Below are 26,255 nucleotides of genomic sequence, written 5' to 3' on the forward strand. Positions count from 1 at the left end.
CGTGCGGGGCGTGCTTGCTCTCAGTCACGTCGTCACGCCGTGCCGAGCTCGTTGTCGATGAAGGCGAAGATGTCGTCGGCGGAGGCGTTCTCCAGCCGGCCCGCGACCGACTCGCCGCCGGCGGCGGACAGCGTCTCGGTCAGCCCGTTGAGCATCGCCTGCAGGCGGGCGGTGAACCGGCCCTGCTCGATCTCCTCGACCTTCAGGTCGCCGAACGCGGCCTCCAGCCGGTCGAGTTCGGCCAGCAGTGCGTCGGCCGAGGAGCCGCCTGTGCCCTCGCCCAGCTCGCTGCCGAGGTGCTCGGCCAGCGCGGCGGGCGTTGCGTAGTCGAAGATCAGCGTGGCCGGCAGGGCCACCCCGGCGGCGGTGCTGAGCCGGTTGCGCAGGTCCACCGAGGTCAGCGAGTCGAAGCCGAGGTCGCGGAAGGCGGTGCTGGGCTCGATCCCGCCGGCCGCGCCGTAGCCGAGCACGGTGGCGGCCTGGGTGCAGACCAGGTCCACCAGGGCGCGCTTGCGCTCGCCGCCGGTCAGGCCGGCCAGCTTCTGGGCGAAGCCGTCGGGGACCGCGTTGTCACCGCCGCCGGCCGCCAGGCCCTGGACCTCGGGCAGGTCGGCCAGCAGGGGGCTGGGCCGGGCGGCGCCGAAGGCGGGCGCGAACCGGGTCCAGTCCACGTCGGCCACGGTCAGCGTGGTCTCGCCGCCCTCCAGCGCCCGGCGCAGCGCGGTCAGCGCCCGGTCGGGGTCCATGGCGGAGATGCCGAGGCTGCGGCCCGCGTCCCGCACGGCGCCGTGGTCGGCCATGCCGCCGCCGCCCCACAGGCCCCAGGCGATCGAGGAGGCCGCCAGGCCCTCGCCGCGCCGGTACTCGGCCAGCGCGTCCAGGAAGGCGTTGGCCGCCGCGTAGTTGGCCTGCCCGGCGCCGCCGACGGTGGCGGTGAGCGAGGAGAAGAGGACGAACGCCGACAGGTCCAGCTCCGCGGTGAGCTCGTGCAGGTTCAGGGCGGCCTGTGCCTTGGGCCGCAGCACCGTGGCGAAGCGCTCGGGGGTGAGCGCGTCCAGCACGCCGTCGTCGAGCACGCCCGCCAGGTGGATCACGGCGGTCAGCGGGTGCTCGGCCGGGACGGTGGCCAGCAGCGCGGCCAGGCTCTCGCGGTCGGCCGCGTCGCAGGCGGCGAAGGTGGCCTTGGTGCCGGTCGCGGCCAGCTCCTGCTGCAGTTCGGCGGCGCCGGGCGCCGCCTCGCCGCGGCGGCTGGTGAGCAGCAGGTGCTCGGCGCCCTGCTCGGCCAGCCAGTTCGCCACCCGGGCGCCGACCGCGCCGGTGGCGCCGGTGACCAGCACCGTGCCGGTGGGCTGCCACGGGGTACCGGGCCGCACCGGCGCGTGCTCCAGGCGGCGGGCGAACAGGCCGGACTCGCGCAGCACCAGCTGGTCCTCGTCGCCGTAGGCGGTGAGCGCGGTGGCGAGTCGGGCCAGGGTGAGCGGGCCGGGCTCGGCGGGCAGGTCGAGCAGACCGCCCCAGCGCTCGGGGTGCTCCAGCGCGGCCACCCGGCCCAGGCCCCAGACCTCGGCCTGGGCGAAGCCGCTCGGGCGAGCCGAGGACTCGTGGGCCATCGCGTCCCGGGTGACGGCCCACAGCTTCGCCGCGATCCCGGTGTCGCCGAGCGCCTGGACCAGCGCGGCGGTCACGGCCGCCCGGGTGTCGAGCGCCAGCAGGGAGAGCACGCCGTCCACCGCACCGCGGCCGTCGAGCAGTGCGGCCAGGGCGGTGCGCTGCTGCGCGGCCGCGGGCACGGCCAGCAGCTCGACCTGGTGGCCGCGCTCGCGCAGCGCGGCCAGCGCGGCCTCGACCCACGGGTCCTGGGCCAGCGCCTCGGAGACCACGGCCAGCCAGCGGAACGCGGCGGTGCGGTCCTCGGAGCCGGGCAGCATCCGCCAGCCGACGCGGTAGCGCCAGCCGTCCACGGTGGCGTTGGCCTGCCGCTGGTCGTACCAGGAGGCCAGTGCCGGGACGAGCGCGGCCACCGGGGCCTGGTCGTCCACGCCGAGGGTGGCGGCGACCGCGGCCACGTCCTGCTCCCGGACCAGCTCCCAGAACTCGGCGCCCTCGTCGCCGGCCCGGCCCGGGGCACTGGCCGCCGTGATGGAGGGGGCGTTCTCCCAGTGCCGGTCACGCCGGAAGGGGTAGGTCGGCAGGTCCACCACGCGGGCGCCGGTGAACAGCGCCGACCAGTCGGGGCTCAGGCCGCTGACGTGCAGCCGGCCGAGCGCCGTCAGCAGCGCCCCGGCCTCGCCCCGGTCGCGGCGCTGGGTGGCGACCACCTCGGCCACGATGTCCTGGGACATCCCGGTGAGCACCGAGTCGGGGCCCACCTCCAGCAGCCGGGTGACGCCCTCGGCGGCCAGCGTGCGCACGCCGTCGTGGAACCGGACGGCCTCGCGCACGTGGCGCACCCAGTAGTCGGGCGAGGTCAGCTCGTCGGCGAGCGATCCGGTCAGGTTGGACACGACCGGCAGCCGCGGCTGGTGGAACTCCAGCGTGTCGAGCACGGCCCGGAAGGACTCCAGCATGCCGTCCATCCGGTGCGAGTGGAACGCGTGCGAGACCTTCAGCCTGGTGGTCTTCTCGAACCGGGCGGCCACCGCGAGCACCGCCTCCTCGTCGCCCGAGACGACCACCGCGCGCTCGCCGTTGACCGCGGCGAGGTCGGCGCCCTCGGTGAGCAGCGGGGCGACCTCGGCCTCGCTCGCCCGGATCGCGACCATCGCGCCGCCGGTGGGCAGCGCCTGCATCAGCCGGCCGCGCGCGGCCACCAGGGTGACGGCGTCGCTCAGCGAGAGCACACCGGCGACGTGGGCGGCGACCACCTCGCCGATCGAGTGCCCGCCGAGCAGGTCGGGGCGGATGCCCCAGGACTCCAGCAGGCGGTAGAGCGCGACCTCGAAGGCGAACAGCCCGGCCTGGGTGAAGACGGTCTGGTTCAGCAGCTCGGACTCGGTGTCCAGCACCACCTCGCGCAGCGGGCGCTCCAGGTGCTGGTCGAACTCGGCGCAGATCTCGTCGAAGGCGCGGGCGAACTCGGGGAAGCCCTCCAGCAGTTCGCGTCCCATCCCGGGGCGCTGGGAGCCCTGGCCGGAGAAGACCACGGCGAGCTTGCCGGGGCCGGCGGCGACCTGCGGCAGCTCCCGGCCCTCGGCCAGCGCGTGCAGCCCCTCGAGCAGTTCGGCGCGGTCGCGGCCGACCACCGCGGCGCGGTGGGTGAGCAGGGCGCGGGTGGTGGCCAGCGAGAAGCCGACGTCGAGCGGATCGAGGTCCTCGGTCGCGGCGATCAGCCGGTTCGCCTGGTCCTTGACCGCCTCCGCGGTCTTCGCGGAGAGCACCCAGGGCACGGCCGGCAGGGCGGCGCGCGGCGCCTGCTCTGCCGCATCCTGGGCCGACGCCTCCTCGATGGGGGCCTCTTCGAGGATGGTGTGCGCGTTGGTGCCGCTGATCCCGAAGCCCGAGACGGCGGCGCGGCGCGGCTGGCCGTGGGTCTGCCAGGTCCGGGCCTCGGTCAGCAGCTCGACGTCGCCCGCCGACCAGTCCACCGCGGAGGTGCGGCGCTCGGAGTGCAGCGACTTGGGCAGCACGCCGTGGCGCATCGCCATGACCATCTTGATCACGCCCGCCACGCCGGCGGCGGCCTGCGGGTGGCCCATGTTGGACTTGATCGAGCCCAGCCACATCGGCCGGCCCTCGGGCCGGTTCTGCCCGTAGGCGGCGATGACCGCCTGGGCCTCGATCGGGTCGCCGAGCTTGGTGCCGGTGCCGTGCGCCTCCACCACGTCGATCTGGTTCGGCGACAACTGGGCGTCGGCCAGCGCCGCCTGGATCACCCGGATCTGGGCCGGCCCGCTGGGCGCGGTCATGCCGTTGGAGGCGCCGTCCTGGTTGATCGCGCTGCCCCGGACCACCGCGAGCACCCGGTGCCCCTTGCGCCGGGCGTCCGACAGGCGCTCCACCAGCAGCACGCCCGCGCCCTCGGACCAGGCGGCGCCGTCCGCGTCCTCGGAGAAGGACTTGCAGCGCCCGTCGGCCGCCAGCGCCCGCCGCTCGCTGAACTCGATGAACATCTCGGGGCTGGCCATCACCGCGGCGCCGCCCACCAGGGCGAACTCGCACTCGCCGCGGCGCAGCGACTGGGTCGCCTGGTGCAGGGCCACCAGAGAGGCGGAGCACGCGGTGTCCATGGTGACCGCGGGCCCCTCCAGGCCCAGCGTGTAGGCGATCCGGCCCGAGACGATGCTGCCGGAGATGGTGCCGCCCACGTAGTCGTGGTGCATCAGGCCGACGAAGACGCCGGTCCTGGTGCCCTTCATCGACTGCGGGTCGATGCCGGCCCGCTCGAACGCCTCCCAGGAGGTCTCCAGCAGCATCCGCTGCTGCGGGTCGGTGCCCGGCGCGTCCTTGGGGCTGATGCCGAAGAACGCGGGGTCGCACTCGGCGGCGTCGTGCAGGAAGCCGCCGTGGCGCACGTAGCTCTTGCCGGGCGCGCCGACCTCGGGGTCGTAGAGGTTCTCCACGTCCCACCCGCGGTCCACCGGGAAGCCGGAGACCACGTCGGTGCCCTCGCTGACGATCCGCCAGAGGTCCTCGGGCGAGCGGATGCCGCCGGGGTAGCGGCAGGCCATCCCGATGATCGCGATCGGCTCGCGGTGGAGCTCCTCCAGCTCGCGCACCCGGCGGCGGGTGCGCTCCAGCTCGGTGGTGGCCCGCTTCAGGTAGTCGCGGAGCCTGTCGACGTTGGCCGGGTCTACCATCACTGGACTCCAGATTCGTTGTCGATCGTCGCAAAGAGTTCTTCGTCGGTGGCGGTGTCGAAGTCGTCCAGCGCCTCGCCGCCCGTGCTGTGGGTGTCCCGCCAGGTCCGCAACAGCGCTTCGAGGCGCGCGGTGATCCGGGCGTGTGAGCCGTCCTGGTCCGGCAGCGCGGTCAGCGCGGCTTCGAGCCGGTCGACCTCGGCGACCATCAGCCGGGCCTGGTCGGCCGGGCCGGGGACGAGTTCGGCCTTGAGGTAGGCGGTCAGGACGGCCGGTGCCGGCTGGTCGAAGACCAGGGTGGCGGGCAGCGAGAGGCCGGTGGCCGCGCCGAGCAGGTTGCGCAGTTCGACCGCCGCCAGCGAGTCGAAGCCCATCTCCTGGAACGCCTTGTCGGGGTCGAGCGCCTGGGCCGAGGCGTGGCCGAGGACGGCGGCCACCCCGGTGAGCACCAGCTCCAGCAGCAGCTGGTCGCGGTCGGCGTCCGGCAGCGGGGCCAGGCGCTCCCGCCAGCCGCTCTGCGCGTCGGCGCGGGAGGTGGCCGCGGACCCGGCGGCGCGGCGCGTGGCGCCGCGGACCAGCCCGCGCAGCAGCGTCGGGACGCCGTCGGTCCTGGCGCGCACCGCGGCGACGTCCAGGCGCATCGGCACCACGAGGGCGTCCTCGGCGGCCAGGGCGGCGTCGAACAGCTCCAGGCCCTGGGCGGCGGGCAGCGGAGGCAGGCCCATCCGGTGCATCCGCTCCAGGTCGGCGGCGTCCACCTGGTCGGCCAGGCCGCCGACCTCGGACCACAGGCCCCAGGCCATCGAGACGGCGGGCAGCCCGGCGGCCCGGCGGTGGGCCGCGAGGCCGTCCAGGAAGGCGTTGGCGGCGGCGTAGTTGGACTGGCCGCCGCCGACCAGCAGACCGGCGGTGGAGGAGAACAGCACGAAGGCGCTGAGCTCGCGGTCCTTCGTGAGTTCGTGCAGGTTCCAGGCGGCGTCCACCTTGGGCCGCAGCACCCGCTCGACCTGCTCGGGGCCGAGCGCGGCGAGCATCCCGTTGTCGACCACGCCGGCCGAGTGCACCACGGCGCCGACCGGGTAGCGGGCCAGCAGCTCGGTGAGTTGACCGCGGTCGGCCGCGTCACAGCTCGCCAGCGCGACCTCGGCCCCGAGCTCTTCGAGCTCGGCCGCCAGCTCGGCCGCGCCGGGGGTGTCCGCGCCCCGCCGACCCGTCAGCAGCAGCCGCCGCACGCCGTGGGCGCCCGCGAGGTGACGGGCGATCAGCTGCCCGAGGCCGCCGAGACCGCCGGTGATCAGCACGTACGACTCGGGGTCGAAGTGCGGCGGCTGCGCCGGCTTCGCCCTGGCGAGCCTGGGCACCGACAGCTCGCCCCCGCGCACCGCGACCTCGGGCTCGCCGCAGGCCAGCGCGGCGGCCAGGCCCGCGCCGCCGTCGGTGTCCACCAGCAGGAAGCGGCCGGGGTTCTCCGCCTCGGCGGCCCGCACCAATCCGGCCAGCGGCGCGTGGGCGAGCTCATCGGCCCGGATCACCACCGCCAGCCGGGAGTGGTCGAAGCGCCGGTCGGCCAGGAAGGCCCCCAGGACGGCGAAGGTGTCGCCGACACTCCGGTGCACCGCCGCGGGCACCTCACCGGCGATGGTGGCCGCCGGCAGCACGACCAGGCCCGGCGCTGCCTCGATCGAGGCCAGGTCCGGGTGGACCGGCACGCCGAGGCCGAGGTCGTCGGGGCCGCAGACCACGGCGTCCGCGGGCAGGGCCTCGGCCGGGGCGGGGTCGAGCGGGACCAGCTCCAGACGGAAGAGCGACTCCCCCGGTCCGGCGGCCAGCTGCCCCGCCGAGACCGGGCGGGCCACCAGGGTGCGGACGGTGGCCACCGGCGCGCCGGTGCCGTCCGCGACCGCCAGCGAGACCGCATCCGAGCCGGCCTTGGCGACCTGCAGCCGCACCTCACCGGCCCCGCCGGCGTGCAGGGTGACCCCGCCCCAGCTGAACGGCAGCACCGCCTGCCCGTCACCCAGGTCGAGCAGGTTGACGTGCAGGGCCGCGTCCAGCAGCGCCGGGTGCAGGCCGAAGGCGGCGGCCGTGCTCCGGGCGCGCTCGGGCAGGGCGGCCTCGGCGAACAGGTCCTCGCCGCGCCGCCACGCGGCGCGCAGTCCCTGGAACACCTCGCCGTAGCCGTAGCCGACCCCGGTGAGCCTGGGGTAGAGCTCGCCCAGCTCGATGGGTTCGGCGCCCTCGGGCGGCCAGACCCGCAGGTCGAACTGCGGCTCCTCGGCGGCGGCGGCGAGCAGGCCGCCGGCGTTCCGGCTCCACGGCGCGTCCGGCGCGTCGGCGGGCCGGGAGTACACCGCGACCGTGCGCCGCCCGGCGTCCTCGGCGCCGACGGCGACCTGCACCGCCACCGCGCCGTGCTCCGGCAGGGTCAGCGGTGCCTGGAGCGTCAACTCCTCCAGCAGGGCGCAGCCGACCCGGTCGCCGGCCTGGACCGCCAGCTCCACCAGGGCCGTACCGGGCAGCAGCACCGTGCCGTGCACGGCGTGGTCGGCCAGCCAGGGCTGGGCGGAGCGGGAGAGCCGCCCGGTCAGCACCAGCCCGCCCGAGTCGGGCAGTTCGCTCGCCGCGGCCAGCAGTGGGTGCTCGACGGGGAGCTGGCCGAGGCCGCTCGGGTCGCCGCCGGCGGCGGTGGCCTCCAGCCAGAGCCGGGTGCGCTGGAACGGGTAGAGCGGCAGGTCGACCCGGTTCGGGCGACGGCCTTCGAAGAGCGCGGCCCAGTCGACCGGCACGCCGTCGGCGTGCAGGCGGGCCAGGCCGCCCAGCAGCTCGCGCGTCTCGGCCGAGTCGCGGCGCATGGTCGCGGCGGCCACCGGGTCACCGTCGAGGCAGTCCTGCGCCATCGCGGTCAGCACCGCGTCCGGTCCCAGCTCCAGGAGCCTGCGCACGCCCAGGGCCGCCAGTGCGCGCACGGCCGGTTCGAACCGCACGGGCCGGCGGACGTGGTCCACCCAGTAGTCCGGCGAGCCGAGCTCCTCGGCGCCGGCCAGGGCGCCGGTCACGGTGGAGACGATCGGGATGGCCGGCGCGCCGTACGACTGCGCCTTGGCGACGAGGGCGAACTCCTCCCGCATCGGCTCCATCAGCGGGGAGTGGAAGGCGTGCGAGACGGTCAGCCGGGTGCTCTTCCCGAACCGGGCGGCGAGCGCCAGCACCGCCTCCTGCTCGCCCGAGACCACCACCGAGCGCGGCCCGTTGACCGCGGCCAGGCCCACCTGCTCGCCGAGCAGCGGCAGCACCTCGGCCTCGGTGGCCCGGATCGCCACCATCGCGCCGCCCGCGGGCAGCCGGCTCATCAGGCCGCCGCGCGCCAGCACCAGGGCGGCTGCGCCCTCCAGCGACAGCACGCCGGAGACGTGCGCGGCGGCCAGCTCGCCGACCGAGTGGCCGACCAGGTAGTCGGGGCGCACGCCCAGCGACTCCACCAGCCTGAAGAGCGCCACCTCGACGGCGAAGATCGCCGCCTGGGCGTAGTCGGTGCGGTTCAGCAGCTGCGGCTGCGCCTCGATCACCCGGGCAAGCGGAATCTCCAACTCCGGGTCCAGCAGGGCGGTTACCTCGTCGAAGGCGGCCGCGAAGACCGGGAACGCCCGGTACAGCTCCCGCCCCATGCCGAGGCGCTGCGAGCCCTGCCCGGTGAAGAGGAACGCCAGCTTCCCGTGACCGGCCACGGTGCCCGCGGCCGAGGCCAGGGCGTCCAGCAGTTCTCCGGTGGAGCCGCCGACGGCCACCGCGCGGTGCTCCCAGGAGGAGCGGGCGCAGGCCAGCGACCAGGCCACCTCGGCCGGGTCCAGCCCGGGGCGGGCCTCGACCCAGGCGCGCAGGCGGCGCTTCTGCTCGGCGAGCGCCTCGGGGGTGCGCGCCGACAGGAGCCACGGGACGGCCTCCAGCCGCGGCGCGGGGGCCACCGCGGGGGTGTCGGCGGCCTGCGTCTCGGCCTGCGTCTCGGCGGCCTGCGGTTCGCCGTCCGCCTCAGGGGCCTGCGCTTCGAGCGCCGGGGCCTGTTCGAGGACCACGTGCGCATTGGTGCCGCTGATCCCGAACGAGGAGACCGCCGCCCGCCGCGGCCGCCCGCTCTCGGGCCACTCCTGGGCCTCGGTCAGCAGCCGCACCTCACCCGCCGTCCAGTCCACCTGGGTGGAGGGGCGGTCCACGTGCAGCGTCCTGGGCAGTTCGCCGTGCCGCATCGCCTGCACCATCTTGATCACCCCCGCCACGCCCGCGGCGGCCTGGGTGTGCCCGAGGTTGGACTTGATCGAGCCGAGCCACAGCGGCCGGCCCTCGGGCCGGTCCTGGCCGTACACCGCGAGCAGGGCCTGGGCCTCGATCGGGTCGCCCAGCGAGGTCCCGGTGCCGTGCGCCTCGACCACGTCGACATCGGCCGGGGAGACGCCGGCGCTCGCCAGCGCCTGCTTGATCACCCGCTGCTGGGAGGGGCCGTTGGGCGCGGTGAGCCTGCTGCTGGCGCCGTCGGAGTTGATCGCGCTGCCCTTGACCACGGCCAGCACCCGGTGGCCGAGCCGCTGGGCGTCGGAGAGCCGCTCGACCAGCAGCATGCCCGCGCCCTCGCCCCAGCCGGTGCCGTCGGCACCCTCGGCGAAGGCCTTGCAGCGGCCGTCGGGGGCCAGCCCGCGCTGCCGGCTGAAGTCGATGAAGGTCTCGGGGGTGGACATCACGGTCACACCGCCCGCCAGCGCCAGCGTGCACTCGCCCGACTGCAGCGCCTTCACCGCCCAGTGCAGCGCCACCAGCGAGGACGAGCAGGCCGTGTCGATGGTGACGGCGGGCCCTTCCAGGCCGAAGGTGTAGGCCACCCGGCCCGAGGCGACGCTGGCGGCACTGCCGTTGGCGAGATAGCCGTCGAGGTCGTCCGGCACCGAGAGCAGCCGGGTCGCGTAGTCGTTGTACATGACGCCGACGAAGACGCCGGTGCGGGAGCCGCGCAGCGCCGCGGGGACGATGCCCGCGTCCTCGAAGGCCTCGTAGGAGGTCTCCAGGAGCAGCCGCTGCTGCGGATCCATCGCCAGCGCCTCGCGCGGCGAGATGCCGAAGAAGTCCGGGTCGAAGTCGGCGGCCTCGTGCAGGAAGGCCCCGGTCCGGGCGTAGGTCTTGCCCGCCCGCGCGGGGTCGGGGTCGTACAGCGACTCGACGTCCCAGCCCCGGTCGGCCGGGAAGTCCGACACCGCGTCGGCGCCGGCGGCCACCAGGTCCCACAGGTGCTCCGGTGTGGCGACCCCTCCGGGGTACCGGCAGGCCATCCCCACGATCGCGATCGGCTCGTGCGCGCGGTACTCCGACTCGCGCAGCCTGCGCCGCGTCTCGCGCAGATCCGAAGTGGTTCGCCTGAGATAGTCGAGCAGTCGGTCCTCGTTGTTCACCAACGCAGCCATCCGATCGGGATCGAAGCCTTCGGAAACGCGGGATCCCGGCTCGTCGGTCCATGCCCCCGCCTTTGTGAGGCTAGGGAGCAGGGGGTCTCGGGGTCATCCCCCTACTGCCCCCTGGAGTGGACCCGCCGCCGCTTTCCGAAGCACGCCGAATGACCCGCCGATTGGGCCGCCGACGTGGCGGCCACGATCGACGGACCTGCAGGGACCGCCGCCGAGGACCGTCCAGCGAGACCGATGTTGACAACGTTGGCAGCCCCAACATAACGTCAAGTTGGCTCTGGGGAACGGGAAGAGCCCCTCTGAGCAGCCACAAGTCCACGATCGCCCCGGGGACTCCGGGCAAGCCCGCCCGGCCCCTGGGAGGTCTGGACCAGTTCCGAGAATTCAACAGCGCCAGCACTGCCGCCCGCGCCACGCGAAATGCCCGAAAGGGCAAGGCGATTTCCATTGTGACATGGGCATGAATTTTTGATGTAGAGCGGATTTCGCTGCCACGTTACCACCGGTCGTCGTCGCGCAGCGGAGATAGTGTTCCAGGGGACCCGTGGGGGCGGGGCTGCCCCGATAAAGTCATTTGCGGATTCATTTCAGGAATCCTGGCCACGGGGGGAGGTCATGGTGCGCCTATTCGAGCGCCACCGAGAACTTGAGACCCTGCGCGACGCATTCGCGGAGTGCGTCGCCGGAGCAGGACAGCTTGTCATCATCACCGGCGGCCCGGGGATCGGCAAGACCGAGCTGCTCCACGAGTTCGCGAACGCCGCAGGCAAGGCCGGTGCCCGGCTGCTGACCGCCAGCGGCTGCGCGCGCGGGCGGCGCCGGCCGATGAGCGCCGTCCGGGAACTCCTGCACAGCGGCGAGCTCTCGGCAGAAGTCCTGGAGGGCTCGTTATCGCCTGATGCCGGAGTCAACCCTGCATCAAGCACCCGTTACCGGGCGGCATCGGTTGGACTGGACCACGGCGCCGCACAATACGCCCCGGAAACCCTCCTCCAGGCGGTGACCGGACCGGTCCTGGAGTTGGCACACGAGCGTCCTGTGGCCATCGTGATCGACGACGCCCATCTTCTGGACACCCAGTCCCTGCAGACCCTGCTGTACCTCCTGCGGCGGATCAGGAACAAGCGGATCATCGTGGTCTGCGCCGGCTGGGAGCAGTCCGCGCTGGCGGACCCGCTCATCCACGACGGGCTCAGCCGCCAGCCGCACCACCGGGTCCGGCTGGCGCCGCTGTCCGAGCAGGGCGTGACCCGGATGCTCGCCGCCCAGGCCACCGGGGCGCTGCCCGCCGAACTCAGCGCCACCTACCACCAGGTGACCGGCGGGAACCCCATGCTGGTGCACGCCCTGCTGGACGACGGCACCCAGTTCGGCACCGAACTCGGTGAGCCCGTCCCGGGCATCGCCTACCGGCAGGCGGTGCTGGCCTGCCTCTACCGGGGCGAGCCGAGACACCTCTCCGTCGCCAGGGCGCTGGCCGCGCTCGGCGACCACGCCGGCGCCCGGACCGCCGCGCTGCTGCTGTCGATCAGCCCCGACGCCGTGCAGGTCGTGGCCGACCTGCTGGGCTCCATCGGTCTGCTCGACGGCTACCGGTTCCGCCTGCCCGCCGGCGCCAGCGCGGTGTTGAGCGACCTCGCCCCCGGTGAGCGCTCGCGGCTGCACGGCGAGATCGCCCGGCTGCTCTACCTGGACGGGGCGCCCGCACCCGTGGTGACCAACCACCTCATGGCCGCGGGCCAGGTCGAGGAGCCCTGGGGCCTGTCGGTGCTGCGGCTGGCCTCCGAACAGGCGCTGGCCGCGGACGAGGTCGAACAGTCCACCGGCTACCTGCGCCTGGCCCTGCGCGAGTCCACCGACGAGCAGGAGCGGCACACCCTCTCCACCGCGCTGGCGCGGGCGGAGTGGCGGGTGAACCCGGCCGCGGTGACCCCGCACCTGCAACCGCTCCACCGGAGCGTGGTGGGCGGGGAACTGGACACGCGGGACGCGGCCACCGTGGTGCGGCACATGCTCTGGCACGGCGAGACCGGCCTCGCCGACGAGGCGGTGACCGCGCTGGCCGCCTCGCTCGACCCGGGCGACGCCCATGTGCTGGCCGAGGTGGAGTTCGTCCGGCACTGCTTCTACGGCGTGCCCCGGGTCAGCCACCGCGGTGACCTCGCCAAGATGGCCGCCCTGGAACGGGCCACCACGGGCAAGGTGAACACCCTGTGGGCCACGGTGGCGCTGCTGGCCAGCGGAGACATCAGCGCCGAGTCGGTGTCGCAGGTGACCGAGGCCCTGCAGAGCGGCCAGGTCAGTGACCTGAAACTGGAACTGACGGTCGTCTCGCTGCTGGTCATCGCCGTCACCGGCCAGGCCCAGACCGCGATCGAGGTCTGCGAGGCGCTGCTGAACGACTCCGTGCGGCGCGGCTGGACGACCTGGCAGGCGCTGCTGCTCAGCGTCCGGGCCCGGATCGCCCTGCTGCAGGGTGATCCGGGCACCGCGGCGGCCAAGGCCGCCGAGGCGCTCGAACTGCTCAACTCCCAGGCCTGGGGGGTTCTGATCGGCCTGCCGCTGGCGACGGCGATCTTCGCCAACGCGGCCCTGGGCCGGCACGAGGCCACGACACAGCTGCTGCGGCGCAAGGTGCCGGACGGCATGTTCAACACCGTCTTCGGCGTGCAGTACCTGCGTGCCCGGGGACACCACTACCTCTCCACCGACCGGCCGTTCGCCGCGCTGAACGACTTCGAGACCTGCGGGCACCTGATGCGCGAGCGCAACCCCGACCTGCAGCCGCTGGTCCCCTGGCGCACCGACCTCGCCCAGGCCAACCTGCAGATCGGCAAGACCCGGATCGCCAAGGAGCTGGCGGAGGAGCAGGCCGGGCAGCGCCACCCGCTGGGCACCCGCTCGCGGGCGATCGCCCTGCGGGTGCTGGCCGGCACCAGCCAGCCGCGGCACCGCACCACGCTGCTGCGCGAGTCGATCGACCTGCTGCAGACCTGCGGCGACCGGCTGGAACTCGCGCTGGCCTTCGCCGACCTGTCCGCCACCTACTACGAGCTGGGCGACTACGCCAGAGCCCGCCTGGTGGCGCGTCAGGCCGCCGAGGAGACCGGCGACGGCGAGCCGCAGCCGGCGGACGAGGAGCTGCCGCAGAGCGAGCCGGTGCCCACCGACGCGCCTGTCGCCCCCTCGCCCGCCGCCCCGGCCAGCCCCTCCCCCGGCCCCGCGGCCCCCGCGGTCGCCGACTCCGCCTCGCTGCTCAGCGACGCGGAGAGCCGGGTCGCCGTCCTGGCCGCGCTCGGATACACCAACCGTGAGATCAGCGGCCGCATCCATGTGACGGTCAGCACGGTCGAGCAGCACCTCACCCGCGTGTACCGGAAGTTGAACGTCGCCAGCCGCACCGAGCTGCCGTCCAAGCTGCTGGACCGCCAGATCCCCGCACTGCCCAAGCACCGGCCGGCCGGCGATCGCCGGCCCCGCCAGCACCCCGTGGTCACCAAGGAACTCCCCCCGCTCTGGCGCCGGTTGGCGCTCTAGGAGGCTCGTGAAGATCTTGTTGAGGGGCTGTCCGGCCGTAGGCCGGGCTGCCCCTCTGGTTATGCGTTGGTTGCCGGGGTGAGTTGCCAGGTGCTGCCGGTGTGGGTGAGTCCGAGGTTGATCAGGCGGCGGAGGTTGAGGGCGGCGGCTCGGGTGTGGAGCCAGGTGTCGTTCTTGATGGTGCCGCGGTAGCGGAGTCTGCGGTTGCCCCGGTGGACGATCCAGGCGACTGCGCGTTCGACGGGTGGTCGCCAGCGGCGGTAGTCGGCTTGCCAGTCGGGGTCGGTGGCGGCCTGGCGGCGGGCGGCGGTGAGGAGGTCGTGGTGCGGGCGGATGGTCAGGGTGCGTCCGGCCCTGGCCTTGGTGCACCGCTCGCGCAGGGGGCACCCGGTGCACAGGCCGGCGAAGGTGGCCTTGCGCTGCTGGTGGCGGCCGCCGGGGTCGGAGAGCGGGACGGTGTGTCCGGCGGGGCAGGTCACGGTGGCGGCGGTGGTGTCGATGGTGAAGTCGTCGAGGGTGAAGCCGCCGGGGACGGCTGCCCGCAGTGGGGCGGGTTTGAGGAACAGTCGGTGCCCTTGCTGTTCCAGGGCCTGGCGGGCGTCGCCGGTGGAGTAGGCGGTGTCTGCGAAGGCGTCCACCGGGGCGTCCTCGTCGGCGAGCAGGTCGAGTCCGACGGCGGCCTCGTGGTGTTCTGCTCCGGCGCCGGGCCGCAGGGCGACCGCGGTGTATAACCCTGTCTCGGGCTCGATGGCGAGGTGGGCCTTGAAGCCGTCCTGCCGGTGGGTGCGGGTCTTGTGCACGTGCCGGGCCTCGGGGTCGACGGTGGAGACCATCCGGTCGTGGGCGGTGCCCCGGGTGATGCGCCAGCGTCCGTCGCGTCCGTCGGAGTCCTCGGCGGGCTCGACGTCCTGCCCGGCGACCAGGGCCAGCAGGCCGACCGCGTTCGCGGCCTTCTCGCCGAGCTGTTGCTCGGGCAGGTGCCCGAGCAGCCGCAGCGCGTCGCCGACCAGGGCGTCGACGAGGTCGGCTCGGGCCTGCTCGTCGTTCCACGCGATGCGGGGTTTGCCCGGGTCGGTGTAGTCGTGGGCGGTGCAGTGCACGGCCGCGACCGCATCCGCGCCGGGGACTTCGCGGATCACCGCCCGGACGGAGGCGATGATCTGGGTGACGGTGTCCTGGGTGGCCACCGCGTCGTCCAGCACGGTGGAGTCCAGCGCCCGCCGGTGCTTGCCCTTGAGGACACCGGTGGCCCGCACGACCTCCCGCACGGCCTCGAAGATCCGGTTGGGCCGGGGAGAGCGGGCCAGCCGGCGGCGGAAGTAGGCCAGCAGCGACGGGTCGAACGCGGTGTCGTTCAGGCCCAGTCCGCACGCGGCCTTCCACCGCAGGTCGCACCGCAGTTCCTGGACCGTCTCGAAGTCCGACAGGCCGTGCAGGGCCTGCAGCGCGATCGCCGCGGCCAGGATCTGCGGCGGCATGCTCGGCCGCCCGTTCGCCGACGGGTACATGTCCGCGAACATCACCGCCGGGAACAACTCACCACGGTGCTCGGCCAGGAACGCGAACACGCTGCCCACCGGGATCAACCCCCGGCACGTCTCCCAGACATCCGGCCCGACCGTCTCCCCGGACCACTCACCCATCGCCACAAGAAACAGTCTGGCCCCGCCGCTCGCGCGGCGAGGCCAGAACCCAAGATCTTCACGAGCCTCCTAGGCCGTGTCTCACAATTCGCGCCAGGCACGCGAATTGTGAGACACGACCCAGGAACCGCTGCGAGGCGCCGAAGCCGCCGCGTCCGAACTGCCCTGCGGGCAGTCGGCGGCGGCTTCGGCGTTGGCGCATCGGGAGGGCTCCCTTCGGGGTCGGGATGAGCTGGGGGCGGGACGGGCTTGGCCGGGGGTCGGGACAGCTGGGGGTCGATCGGGGCACGGGGCCTGCCCGGCGGGTTGCGCCGGGCAGGCCCCGGGGCCGGCTAGTCGAACTTGCCGAGCTCGTCGTCCAGGAGGTCGAAGAGCTCGTCGGCGGTGGCCGTGTCCAGCTCCGGGCCGCCCTGGTCGGCGGGCTCCGGGTGCAGGTCGCCGGTCCACCTGGCGGTCAGGGCCCGCAGGCGCAGGGCCACCCGGGAGCGCTGCTCCTCGTTGACCGAGCTGACCGAGACGGCCGCCTCCAGCAGGGACTCCAGGCGGATCACCTCGGCCTCCACATCCGGCGCACCGTCCAGGTCCTCGACCAGTTCGTCGAAGAGGTGGTCGGCGATGGCCACCGGGGTCGGGTAGTCGAAGGTGAGGGTGGAGGACAGCCGCAGGCCGGTGTCGGCGCTGATCCGGTTGCGCAGCTCCAGCGCCGAGAGCGAGTCCACCCCCAGCTCACCGAACCCGCGCTCCGGGTCCACCGCCTCGGCACCCGGGTGTCCGAGCACCTCGGCGACATGGCCGCGCACGGTCTCCAGCAGCAACTGCCGGCTCTCCGCCGGGGAGAGCGCCGCGAGCCGCTCGGGCAGCGGGGTGAGCTGCGGCCGGTCGGTCGCGGCCGGCCCGGCCTGGGCGGTGCGGCGGGCCGGGGTCCGGGCGGCCAGCGCGCGGACCATCGGGGGCGCCTGCTCGGTCGGCTGCACCCGCATCGGCAGCAGCAGCGACTGCTCCGAGGTCAGCGCCCGGTCGAAGAGCGCGAGCGCCCGGTCGACCGGCAGCGGCTGGATGCCGTCCCGGGAGAGCCTGCGCAGCTCCGCCTCGCCGAGCGAGCCGGCCATCCCGGATCCGGTGTCCCACAGGCCCCAGCCGAGCGAGAGCGCGGGGAGCCCGGCCGCGTGCCGCTGGGCGGCCAGGGCGTCCAGGAAGGCGTTGGCCGCCGCGTAGTTGCCCTGCCCGGCGGCCCCGAGGGTGGCGGCGGCCGAGGAGAACAGGACGAAGGCGGCCAGGTCCAGGCCCGCGGTCAGCTCGTGCAGGTGCCAGGCCGCGTCGGCCTTGGGCCGCAGCACCGCGTCCAGGCGCTCGTCGGTGAGCGCCGAGACCAGCGCGTCGTCCAGGACCCCGGCGGCGTGCACCACCGCCGTCAGCGGGTGCTCGGCGGGGACGGCGTCGAGCAGCGCGGCCATCGCCTCGCGGTCGGCGGCGTCGCAGGCGGCCACCGTCACGGTCGCGCCCAGCGCGGCCAGGTCCGCCAGCTCGGTCGGCAGGACGCCGGTGCGGCTGGTCAGCAGCAGGTGCCTGACGCCGTGCTCGCCCACCAGGTGCCGGGCGAGCAGGCGGCCGAGGCTGCCGGTGCCGCCCGTGATGAGCACGGTGCCCTGCGGGTCGAGCGGGCGGACGCTTCCGGTGGCGGTGGCCTCGGCCAGCCTCGGGACGTACGCCTGACCGGCCCGCAGCGCCAGCTCCGGTTCCCCGGTGGCCACCGCCGCCGCGAGCGCGGCCTCGGAGGCGGGGTCCTCGTCGAGGTCGACCAGGACCAGGCGGTCGGGGTGTTCGACGGCCGCCGCCCGCACCAGGCCCCAGATCCCGGCCTGCGCGAGGTCCGGCGCGCCGTCCACGCCCACTGCTCCCCGGGTGAGGACCACCAGCGGCGCGCCCTCGGCGCGGTCCTCGGCGAGGCGCTGCTGCAGGACGGCCAGCGCGCGGTGCCCGGCCCTGCTCGCCCGGGCCGGGGCGTACGCCTCGTCCGGGCCGTCGACGGTGATGGTCACGGTGTCCGGTTCGAGCCGCGCGTCCTGCGGGAGAGCCGCCAACGGCACCGGCTCCCAGTGCAGTTCGAACAGGTCGCCGGAGCCGGTGGCCCCGGCGGTGGCAGCCGCGGCCGCGTTCAGCTGCTCGGCGGACACCTGACGGATCCGCAGCGCGCTGACCACGGCCACCGGTGCGCCGACGCCGTCGAAGAGCTGCAGGCTCAGCTGCTCGGTGCTCTGCGGGGTGAGCCGCAGCCGCAGGGCCGAGGCGCCCGCCGCGTACAGCGTCACGCCCTCCCAGGAGAACGGCAGGGTCATCACCGTCGGGTCCTGGCCGTCCAGCAGGTCGATGGCGTGCAGCGCGGAGTCCAGCAGCGCGGGGTGCAGGCCGAAGCCGGCCTGCTCGGCCTGCTCGGGCAGGGCGAGCTCGGCGTAGACCTCCTCGCCGAGCCGCCAGGCGGCCCGCAGGCAGCGGAACAGCGGGCCGTAGCCGTACCCCTGGTCGGCCAGGCGGTCGTAGCTGCCGTCGAGGTCGACGGGCACGGCACCGGCCGGCGGCCAGACCGGGAGCGCGGCGGGTTCCGGCGCGGCCGGCTCGGCCAGGACGCCGGTGGCGTGCCTGGTCCAGGCGGCACCGCTCTCCTCGGTGCGGGCGTGCACGGTGACCGGGCGGCGCCCGGCGTCGTCGCGGGCGCCGGTGACCACCTGGAGCTGGATCCCGCCCTGCGCGGGCAGCACCAGCGGCCGTTCGATGGCCAGCTCCTCGACCAGCGCGCTGCCCACCCGGTCGCCCGCCTGGACCGCCAGTTCCACGAAGGCGCTGCCGGGCAGCAGCACCACGTCGGCGACGGCGTGGTCGGCCAGCCACGGGTGGGTGCTCAGCGAGAGGCGTCCGGTCAGCGCGACGGTGTCGCTCTGCGCCAGCCTGAGCTCGGCGCCGAGCAGCGGGTGCCCGGCCGTCGCCTGGCCGAAGCCGGCCGCCTCGCCCGGTCCTGACGGTCCGTCCTCCAGCCAGAGCCGCCGGCGCTGGAAGGCGTACGTCGGCAGGTCGATCCGGCGCACCGCCGTACCGCCGTAGAGCCCCTGCCGGTCGATCGGGACGCCGCGCACCTGGAGCGCGCCCAGCGCGGTCGCCAGCGCGACGGGCTCATCCTTGTCCCGGCGCAGCACGGAGACCAGGGCCGAGCGCTCGGGGTCGGCCAGGCAGTGCGCGCCCATGGTGGAGAGCACCGCGTCGGGGCCCAGCTCCACGAAGGTGCGGACCTGCTCCGCCTCCAGGGTGCGGATCCCGTCGGCGAAGCGGACGGCCTCGCGCACGTGGCGCACCCAGTACTCGGGGGAGGTCAGCTCCTCGGTGGTGGCGCGCAGGCCGGTCAGGTTGGAGACGATCGGCACGCTCGGCGGGGCGTACGCGAGGGTGCGCGCGACCTCGGCGAACTCGGCCAGCATCGGGTCCATCAGCGGCGAGTGGAACGCGTGGCTGACCCGCAGGCGCTTGGTCCTGCGGTGGGTGAAGGCGGCCTCCAGGGCGGCCACCGCCTCCTCGGTCCCGGACACCACGACGGCGTTCGGCCCGTTGACGGCGGCGATGCCCACGGACGCGCCGAGGTGCGGCAGCACCTCCTCCTCGGTGGCGTCCACGGCCAGCATCGCGCCACCGGCGGGCAGCGCCTGCATCAGGCGGCCCCGGGCCGCGACCAGGCGGGCGGCGTCCGGCAGGCTCAGCACGCCCGCGACGTGGGCGGCGGTCAGCTCGCCGATGGAGTGCCCGGCCAGGAAGTCAGGCCTGATGCCCCAGGACTCCAGCAGCCGGAAGAGCGCGACCTCCAGGGCGAACAGGGCGCACTGGGTGTAGCGGGTCCGGTCGAGCAGCTCGGCGTCCTGATCGAAGAGCAGCTCCCGCAGCGGCCGGTCGAGGTGCGGGTCCAGCTGCCCGCAGACCTCGTCCAGGGCGCGCCGGAAGACCGGCTGCTGCTGGTACAACTCCGCGCCCATGCCGGGGCGTTGCGCGCCCTGGCCGGTGAACAGGAAGGCCAGCCTGCCGGCCGCCGGCTTGCCGCGCAGCACCCCGGGTGCCGCCTCACCGGCTGCCAACGCGGCAAGGCCTGCGGCGAGTTCGTCCCGGTCGCGGGCGATCAGCGCGGCCCGGTGGCCGAGTTCGGAGCGGCCGGTGGCCAGCGAGAAGGCGAGGTCGGCGATCGGCGCGTCCACCAGGGCGGTCAGCTTCGCCGCCTGGGCCGCGAGCGCCTCCGGGGTGGCCCCGGAGATCAGCACGGGCAGCAGCGGCGCCTCGGTGCCCGCCGGCTCGGCGGGCTGCTCGGTGACGGCCTCGATGATGGTGTGCGCATTGGTGCCGCTGATCCCGAAGGAGGAGATCCCCGCCCGGCGCGGGCGCTCGGCCTCGGGCCAGTCCTGGGCCTCGGTCAGCAGCCTGACCTCGCCGGCCGACCAGTCCACCTTGCTGGAGGGCTCGTCCACGTGCAGGGTCCTGGGCAGCACGCCGTGGCGCATCGCCTGGACCATCTTGATGACACCCGCGACACCGGCCGCGGCCTGGGTGTGACCGATGTTCGACTTGACCGAGCCCAGCCAGAGCGGCCGGTCCGCCGAGCGGCCCTGGCCGTAGGTGGCCAGCAGCGCCTGCGCCTCGATCGGGTCACCCAGCGTGGTGCCGGTGCCGTGCGCCTCCACCACGTCGACCTCGGTCGCCGACAGCCCCGCACTCGCCAGCGCCTGACGGATCACCCGCTGCTGCGACGGACCGTTGGGCGCGGTCAGCCCGTTCGAGGCACCGTCCTGGTTGACGGCCGAGCCACGGATGACGGCCAGCACCTGGTGCCCGTTGCGCCGGGCGTCGGAGAGGCGCTCCAGCAGCAGCATCCCGGCGCCCTCGGAGAGCGTGGTGCCGTCCGCGCCGTCCGCGAAGGACTTCGCCCGGCCGTCGGCGGCGAGATTGCGCTGCCTGCTGAAGTCCACGAACGTGTCCACGGTGGACATCACCGAGACGCCGCCGGCCAGGGCGAGCGTGCACTCGCCGCCGCGCAGCGCCTGCGCCGCCAGGTGCAGGGCCACCAGCGAGGAGGAGCAGGCGGTGTCCACCGAGAGGGTGGGACCCTCCAGGCCGAGGGTGTAGGCGACCCGGCCCGAGGCCACGCTGCCGAGGCTGCCGTTGCCCAGGTAGTCCCGCACGTCCTCCGGCGCGTTGCTGAGCCTGCTGCCGTAGTCGTGGTACATCACCCCGGCGAACACACCGGTGGCGCTGCCCCGCACCGAGTACGGGTCGATGCCGGCGCGCTCCAGCGCCTCCCAGGAGGTCTCCAGGAGCAGGCGCTGCTGCGGGTCCATCGCGATCGCCTCGCGCGGCGAGATGCCGAAGAAGTCCGGCTCGAAGTCGGCGGCGTCGTGCAGGAATCCGCCCTCGCGGGCGTACGTCCGACCGGCCTTGCCCGGCTCCGGGTCGTAGAGCCCCTCGATGTCCCAGCCGCGGTCGGCCGGGAACGGCGAGATCCCGTCACCGCCCTCCGCCAACAGCTGCCACAGCTCCTCGGGGGTGCTGACGCCGCCGGGGAAGCGGCAGGCCATCGCCACGATCGCGATCGGCTCGTCGACGGCCTGCTGCGCGCCGGCGGCGGATGCGGGGACCGGCTCGGCGGCGCCGAAGAGTTCGGTCCTGAGGTGGCCGACGAGGGCGGTGGGGTCCGGGTAGTCGAAGACCAGGGTGGCCGGCAGCCGCAGCCCGACCGCCTGGCCCAGCCGGTTGCGCAGTTCCACCGCGGTCAGCGAGTCGAAGCCCCAGTCCCGGAAGGCCCGTCGCGGGTCGAGCACCATGTCCGGGTCGTGGCCGAGCACCGCGGCGACATGGGTGCGGACCAGCTCGAACAGGGCCGCGTCGCGCTCGGCCTGCCCGAGGGCGGCCAGCTTGTCCAGCGCGCCGCCCGGTGCCGCGGGTGCCGCTGCCGCCGTGCGCCGGGCAGCCGGCCGGAGCAGGCCGCGCAGCACCGGGGAGGGCGTGCCCGCCGAGCGCAGCGCGGGCAGGTCCAGGCCGATCGGCACCAGCAGCGCCCGGTCCCCGGCCAGCGCGAGGTCGAGCAGCGCCAGGCCCTCGGCGGTGGTGATCGGACGCACCCCGGACCTGGCCATCCGCACCACGTCCGCCTCGCTCAGGTGGGCGGTCATCCCGGTGCGCTGCTCCCAGAAGCCCCAGGCCAGCGAGAGGCCGGGCAGGCCGAGCGCCCGGCGGTGCTGGGCCAGACCGTCGAGGAAGGCGTTGGCCGCCGCGTAGCCGGACTGGCCCGCGCCGTCCACGGTGCCGGCGGCCGAGGAGAAGAGCACGAACGCCTTGAGGTCCAGACCGGCGGTCAGCTCGTGCAGGTGCCAGGCCGCGTCCACCTTGGGGCGCAGCACCGCGTCCAGCCGCTCGGCGGTGAGCGAGGTGACCAGGCCGTCGTCCAGCGCGCCGGCCAGGTGCAGCACGGCGGTCAGCGGGCGGTCGGCGGGGACGGTGGCGAGCAGCTCGGCGAGCTGCTCGCGGTCGGCCGCGTCGCACGCGGCCACGGTGATCTCCGCGTCCAGGTCGGCGAAGTCCTCGCTCGCGACGCCGCTGCGCCCGGCCAGCAGCAGGTGGCGCGCCCCGTGCTCGGCCACCAGGTGGCGGGCCACCAGTGCGCCGAGCACGCCGGTGCCGCCGGTGATCAGCACGGTGCCCTCGGCGCCGAGGGGGGCTGCGGTGCCCTGCGGCACGCTCCTGGCCAGCCGGGGGACGTGCACCTTGCCGTCGCGCACGGCGAGTTGGGGCTCGCCCGAGGCGGCGACCGCCGCCAGGGCCTGCTCGACGGTGGTGTCCCGGTCGGCGTCCACCAGGACGAACTGCTCGGGGTTCTCGCCCTGGGCGGCGCGGACCAGGCCCCAGACGGCGGCCGCGGCGAGGTCCTGGACGCCCTCGGCGCCCACCGCCACCGCTCCCCTGGTGAGCACCACCAGGCGGGAGGCGGCGACCTTCTCGCTGGCCAGCCACTGCCGCAGGGTGTCGAGCACCCGGGCGGCGGCGGTCCTGGTGCCGGTGACCGGATCCCCGTCCTGCCGCACCGGCAGGACCACGAACTCCGGTACGGTCGCCAGCTCCGCCAGCTGCGCCGGACCGCCCTCGCCGAGCACCGCGTGCTCGGGTGCCGGACCCTGGACCGCGAGCAGCGGCCAGTCGAGCCGGAACAGGGCGTCGGCGCGGCCGGCCGCGCCGAGCGCGGCGGGGTCGACCGCGCGGGTGGTCAGCGCGTCCACCGAGGCCACCGGGGAACCGGTGGTGTCGGCGAGCTGGATGGTCAGGGCGTCGGTGCCGGTGATCCGCAGGCGCAGGGCCCTGGCACCCGAGGCGTACAGCGAGACGCCGTTCCAGACGAAGGGCAGCCGGGCCTGCTCCGGTTCCTGGCCGCCGCCCAGGCCCGCGGCGTGCAGGGCTGCGTCGAAGAGCGCCGGGTGCAGGGCGAACCGCTGGTCCTCCACCGGGAGTTCGACCTCGGCGAAGACCTCCTCGGCGCGCCGCCAGGCCGCCTTGAGCCCCTGGAAGGCGGGGCCGTAGTGGTAGCCCTGCTCGGCCAGCGCCTGGTACACGCCGTCCACCGGGACGGGCTGCGCACCGGCCGGCGGCCAGGCCGCCAGGTCGAAGCCGGCCTCCGCGGTGTCGGGCTCCAGCAGGCCACTGGCGTGCCGGGTCCACTCGCCCTCGCCGCCCTCGGGGCGCGAGTGCACGGTCAGCGGGCGCCGGCCCGCCTCGTCCGGCTCGCCGAGGTGGAGCTGGAGCTGGACCGCGCCGCGCTCGGGCAGCAGCAGCGGCACCTCCATGGTCAGTTCCGCCACCCGGCCGCAGCCGACCTCGTCACCGGCCTTGACGGCCAGCTCCACGAACGCGGTACCGGGCAGCAGCACCGCGGTGCCCACCGCGTGGTCGGCCAGCCAGGGCGCGGTGGCGGTGGCGAGCCGCCCGGTGAAGAGCATGCCGCCGCCGTCGGCGACCGTGACCGAGGCGCCGAGCAGCGGGTGTCCGGCGGCGACCAGGCCGGCCGCGGTCACATCGCCCACCGCCTGGGAGCTGCCGAGCCAGAACCGCTCGCGCTGGAAGGCGTAGGTGGGCAGGTCCACCGTGCGCACCGGTGTCCCGGCGAAGACCGCCGCCCAGTCGAGGGCGACGCCGTGCACGTGCGCCTCGGCCAGCGAGGTCAGGAAGCGCTCCGCACCGCCCTCCTCGCGGCGCAGCGAGCCGATCCCCACGGCCTCGGCGTTCAGCGCCTCCGCCGTCTCCGCCACGCTGTGCAGCAGCACCGGGTGCGGGCTGCACTCGACGAAGACGCCGTAGCCGCTGTCGAGCAGCACCTGGGTGGTGCCCTCGAAGAGCACGCTCTGGCGCAGGTTGGTGTACCAGTAGTCGGCGTCCAGGCCCGCGGTGTCGAAGAGTTCGCCGGTCACCGTGGAGTAGAACGGCACCTCGGCGGAGCGCGGGGCGAGCCCGGAGAGCTCCTTCAGCAGCCGCTCGCGGATCGACTCGACCTGGGCCGAGTGCGAGGCGTAGTCCACCGGCAGCCGCTTGGCCCGCACGCCGTCCTGCTTCAGCCCGGCGTGCAGCTGGTCCAGGGCGTCGGCGTCGCCGGAGACCACCACCGAGGCCGCGCCGTTGACGGCGGCCACCGAGAGCCGCCCCTGGTACGCGGCGAGCCGCGCACGGACCTGCTCGGCCGCCAGCGCCACCGACATCATGCCGCCGCGCGCGGACAGGTCGTCCGCGATGGCCAGGCTGCGCAGGGCCACCACCTTGGCGCCGTCGGCCAGCGAGAGCGCCCCGGCCACGCAGGCGGCGGCGATCTCGCCCTGCGAGTGCCCGATCACGGCGGCCGGGCGCACCCCGTAGGAGCGCCACAGCTCGGCCAGCGAGACCATGACCGCCCAGAGCACGGGCTGCACCACCTCCACCCGCTCCAGCGAGCCCGCGCCGCGGATGACCTCCAGCAGGTCCCAGTCCGCGTGCGGGGCCAGCGCCTGGGCGCACTCGGCCATCCTGGCGGCGAACACCGGTGCGGAGTCCAGCAGTTCGGCCGCCATGCCGATCCACTGCGAGCCCTGCCCGGGGAAGACGAAGGCGATCCGGGACTCGCTCTGGCGGCTGCCCTGCACCACGTTCGCCGCGGCGCGCCCGGCGGCCAGCTCGGTCAGCCCGGCGGCCAGCGCGGCGCGGTCCGCGCCGATCACCACCGCGCGGTCGCCGAGGGCGGCCCGGGAGGTGGCCAGCGTCCAGGCGAGGTCGGGCAGTGGCGCGCTGTCCAGGTGGTCGAGCAGCCGCTGCGCCTGGCCGGCCAGGCCCTGCTCGCCCTTGCCGGAGAGCACCAGCGGCAGCGGTCCGGCCGGTTCGGTGGCGCGCGGCGGCAGCTCGGGCTCGGGCACGCTCTCCAGGATCACGTGGGCGTTGGTGCCGCTGATGCCGAAGGAGGAGACCGCGGCCCGCCGGGCCTCGCCGCGCTCGGGCCAGTCCCTGGCCTCGGTGAGCAGTTCGACCGCGCCCTCGGTCCAGTCCACCTGCGGGGTGGGCTCCTCGACGTGCAGCGTCTTCGGCATCCGGCCGTGGCGCATCGCCATCACCAGCTTGATCACCCCGGCGACGCCCGCCGCCGCCTGGGTGTGGCCGATGTTGGACTTGATCGAGCCGAGCCACAGCGGCTCACCGCCGGCGCGCTCCTGCCCGTAGGTCGCGAGCAGCGCCTGCGCCTCGATCGGGTCGCCCAGCGGGGTGCCGGTGCCGTGCGCCTCCACCAGGTGCACCTGGTCGGCGCTGAGCCGGGCGTTGGCCAGCGCCTGGCGGATCACCCGCTGCTGGGACGGCCCGTTGGGGGCGGTCAGGCCGTTGGAGGCGCCGTCCTGGTTGATCGCGCTGCCGCGGACCACGGCCAGCACCCGGTGCCCGTTGCGCTCGGCGTCCGACAGGCGCTCCAGCAGCACCATGCCGACGCCCTCGCCCCAGCCGGTGCCGTCCGCCGTGGCGGCGAAGGACTTGCACCGGCCGTCCAGCGAGAGCCCGCGCTGGCGGCTGAAGTCCACGAAGGTGTCCGGGGTGGACATCACGGTGACACCGCCGGCCAGCGCGTAGGCGCACTCGCCGGTGCGCAGCGCCTGGACCGCCAGGTGCAGCGCGACCAGCGAGGAGGAGCAGGCGGTGTCCACCGTGACGGCGGGCCCCTCCAGGCCCAGCGTGTAGGAGACCCGGCCGGAGGCGACACTGCCCAGGTTGCCGTTGCCGAGGTAGCCCTCGACGCCCTCGGGCACCTCGGCCAGCCAGCTGCCGTAGTCGTGGTACATCACCCCGGCGAAGATGCCGGTCCGGCTGCCGCGCAGGGTGTGCGGGTCGATGTTGGCCCGCTCGAACGCCTCCCAGGAGACCTCGAGCAGCAGGCGCTGCTGCGGGTCCATCGCGATCGCCTCGCGCGGCGAGATGCCGAAGAACGCGGCGTCGAAGCGCGGTGCGTCGTAGAGGAAGCCGCCCTCACGCACGTGGGTCTTGCCCGGCGCGTCCGGGTCCGGGTCGTAGAGCCCCTCGACGTCCCAGTCGCGGTCGGCGGGGAAGTCCCCCACCGCGTCCACGCCCTGGTCGACCAGCTGCCACAACTGCTCGGGCGAGCTGACGCCGCCGGGGTAGCGGCAGCTCATCGCCACGATCGCGATCGGCTCCTGCGCCGCCGCCTCGATCCGCGTGTTCTGCTGGCGCAGGCGTTCGTTCTCCAGCAACGACTCGCGCAGCGCCTCGACGATCTGCTCGACAGATGTATCCACGGTCGGTGT

The 26,255-nt window shown here is 74.8% G+C and carries 5 protein-coding genes; 1 reads left to right on the plus strand and 4 read right to left on the minus strand.

What is annotated here, in order from left to right; translation table 11 throughout:
* Window positions 1-32: 32 nt before the first annotated feature.
* Window positions 33-4,796 (minus strand): type I polyketide synthase, encoded by a 4,764-nt coding sequence (locus tag OG500_RS10905; protein ID WP_329579185.1) that lies wholly within the window; start codon window positions 4,794-4,796, stop codon window positions 33-35.
* The gene (locus OG500_RS10910) at window positions 4,796-10,228 is read right to left on the minus strand and encodes a type I polyketide synthase (RefSeq protein WP_329587489.1); all 5,433 of its coding nucleotides are present in this window, start codon (window positions 10,226-10,228) and stop codon (window positions 4,796-4,798) included. Before OG500_RS10910 ends, OG500_RS10905 begins: the two co-directional genes overlap by 1 nt.
* Before the next feature lie 627 nt (window positions 10,229-10,855).
* On the opposite strand from OG500_RS10910, the gene OG500_RS10915 reads away from it, so the two are divergent.
* On the plus strand, window positions 10,856-13,777 hold the full coding sequence (locus OG500_RS10915) for a helix-turn-helix transcriptional regulator (protein WP_329579189.1): 2,922 nt from the start codon (window positions 10,856-10,858) through the stop codon (window positions 13,775-13,777).
* Window positions 13,778-13,836: 59 nt separating this feature from the next.
* Here OG500_RS10915 and OG500_RS10920 read toward each other — a convergent pair whose 3' ends face one another.
* Together OG500_RS10920 and OG500_RS10925 are read right to left on the minus strand one after the other, a co-directional pair.
* Entirely contained in the window at window positions 13,837-15,420 is a 1,584-nt protein-coding gene (locus OG500_RS10920) for an IS1182 family transposase (protein ID WP_327071662.1), read from the minus strand.
* A gap of 332 nt (window positions 15,421-15,752) precedes the next feature.
* Window positions 15,753-26,246 (minus strand): type I polyketide synthase, encoded by a 10,494-nt coding sequence (locus OG500_RS10925; RefSeq protein WP_329579192.1) that lies wholly within the window; start codon window positions 26,244-26,246, stop codon window positions 15,753-15,755.
* Between the last annotated feature and the right edge of the window lie 9 nt (window positions 26,247-26,255).

It is taken from the genome of Kitasatospora sp. NBC_01250 (assembly GCF_036226465.1).
Taxonomy (GTDB): domain Bacteria; phylum Actinomycetota; class Actinomycetes; order Streptomycetales; family Streptomycetaceae; genus Kitasatospora.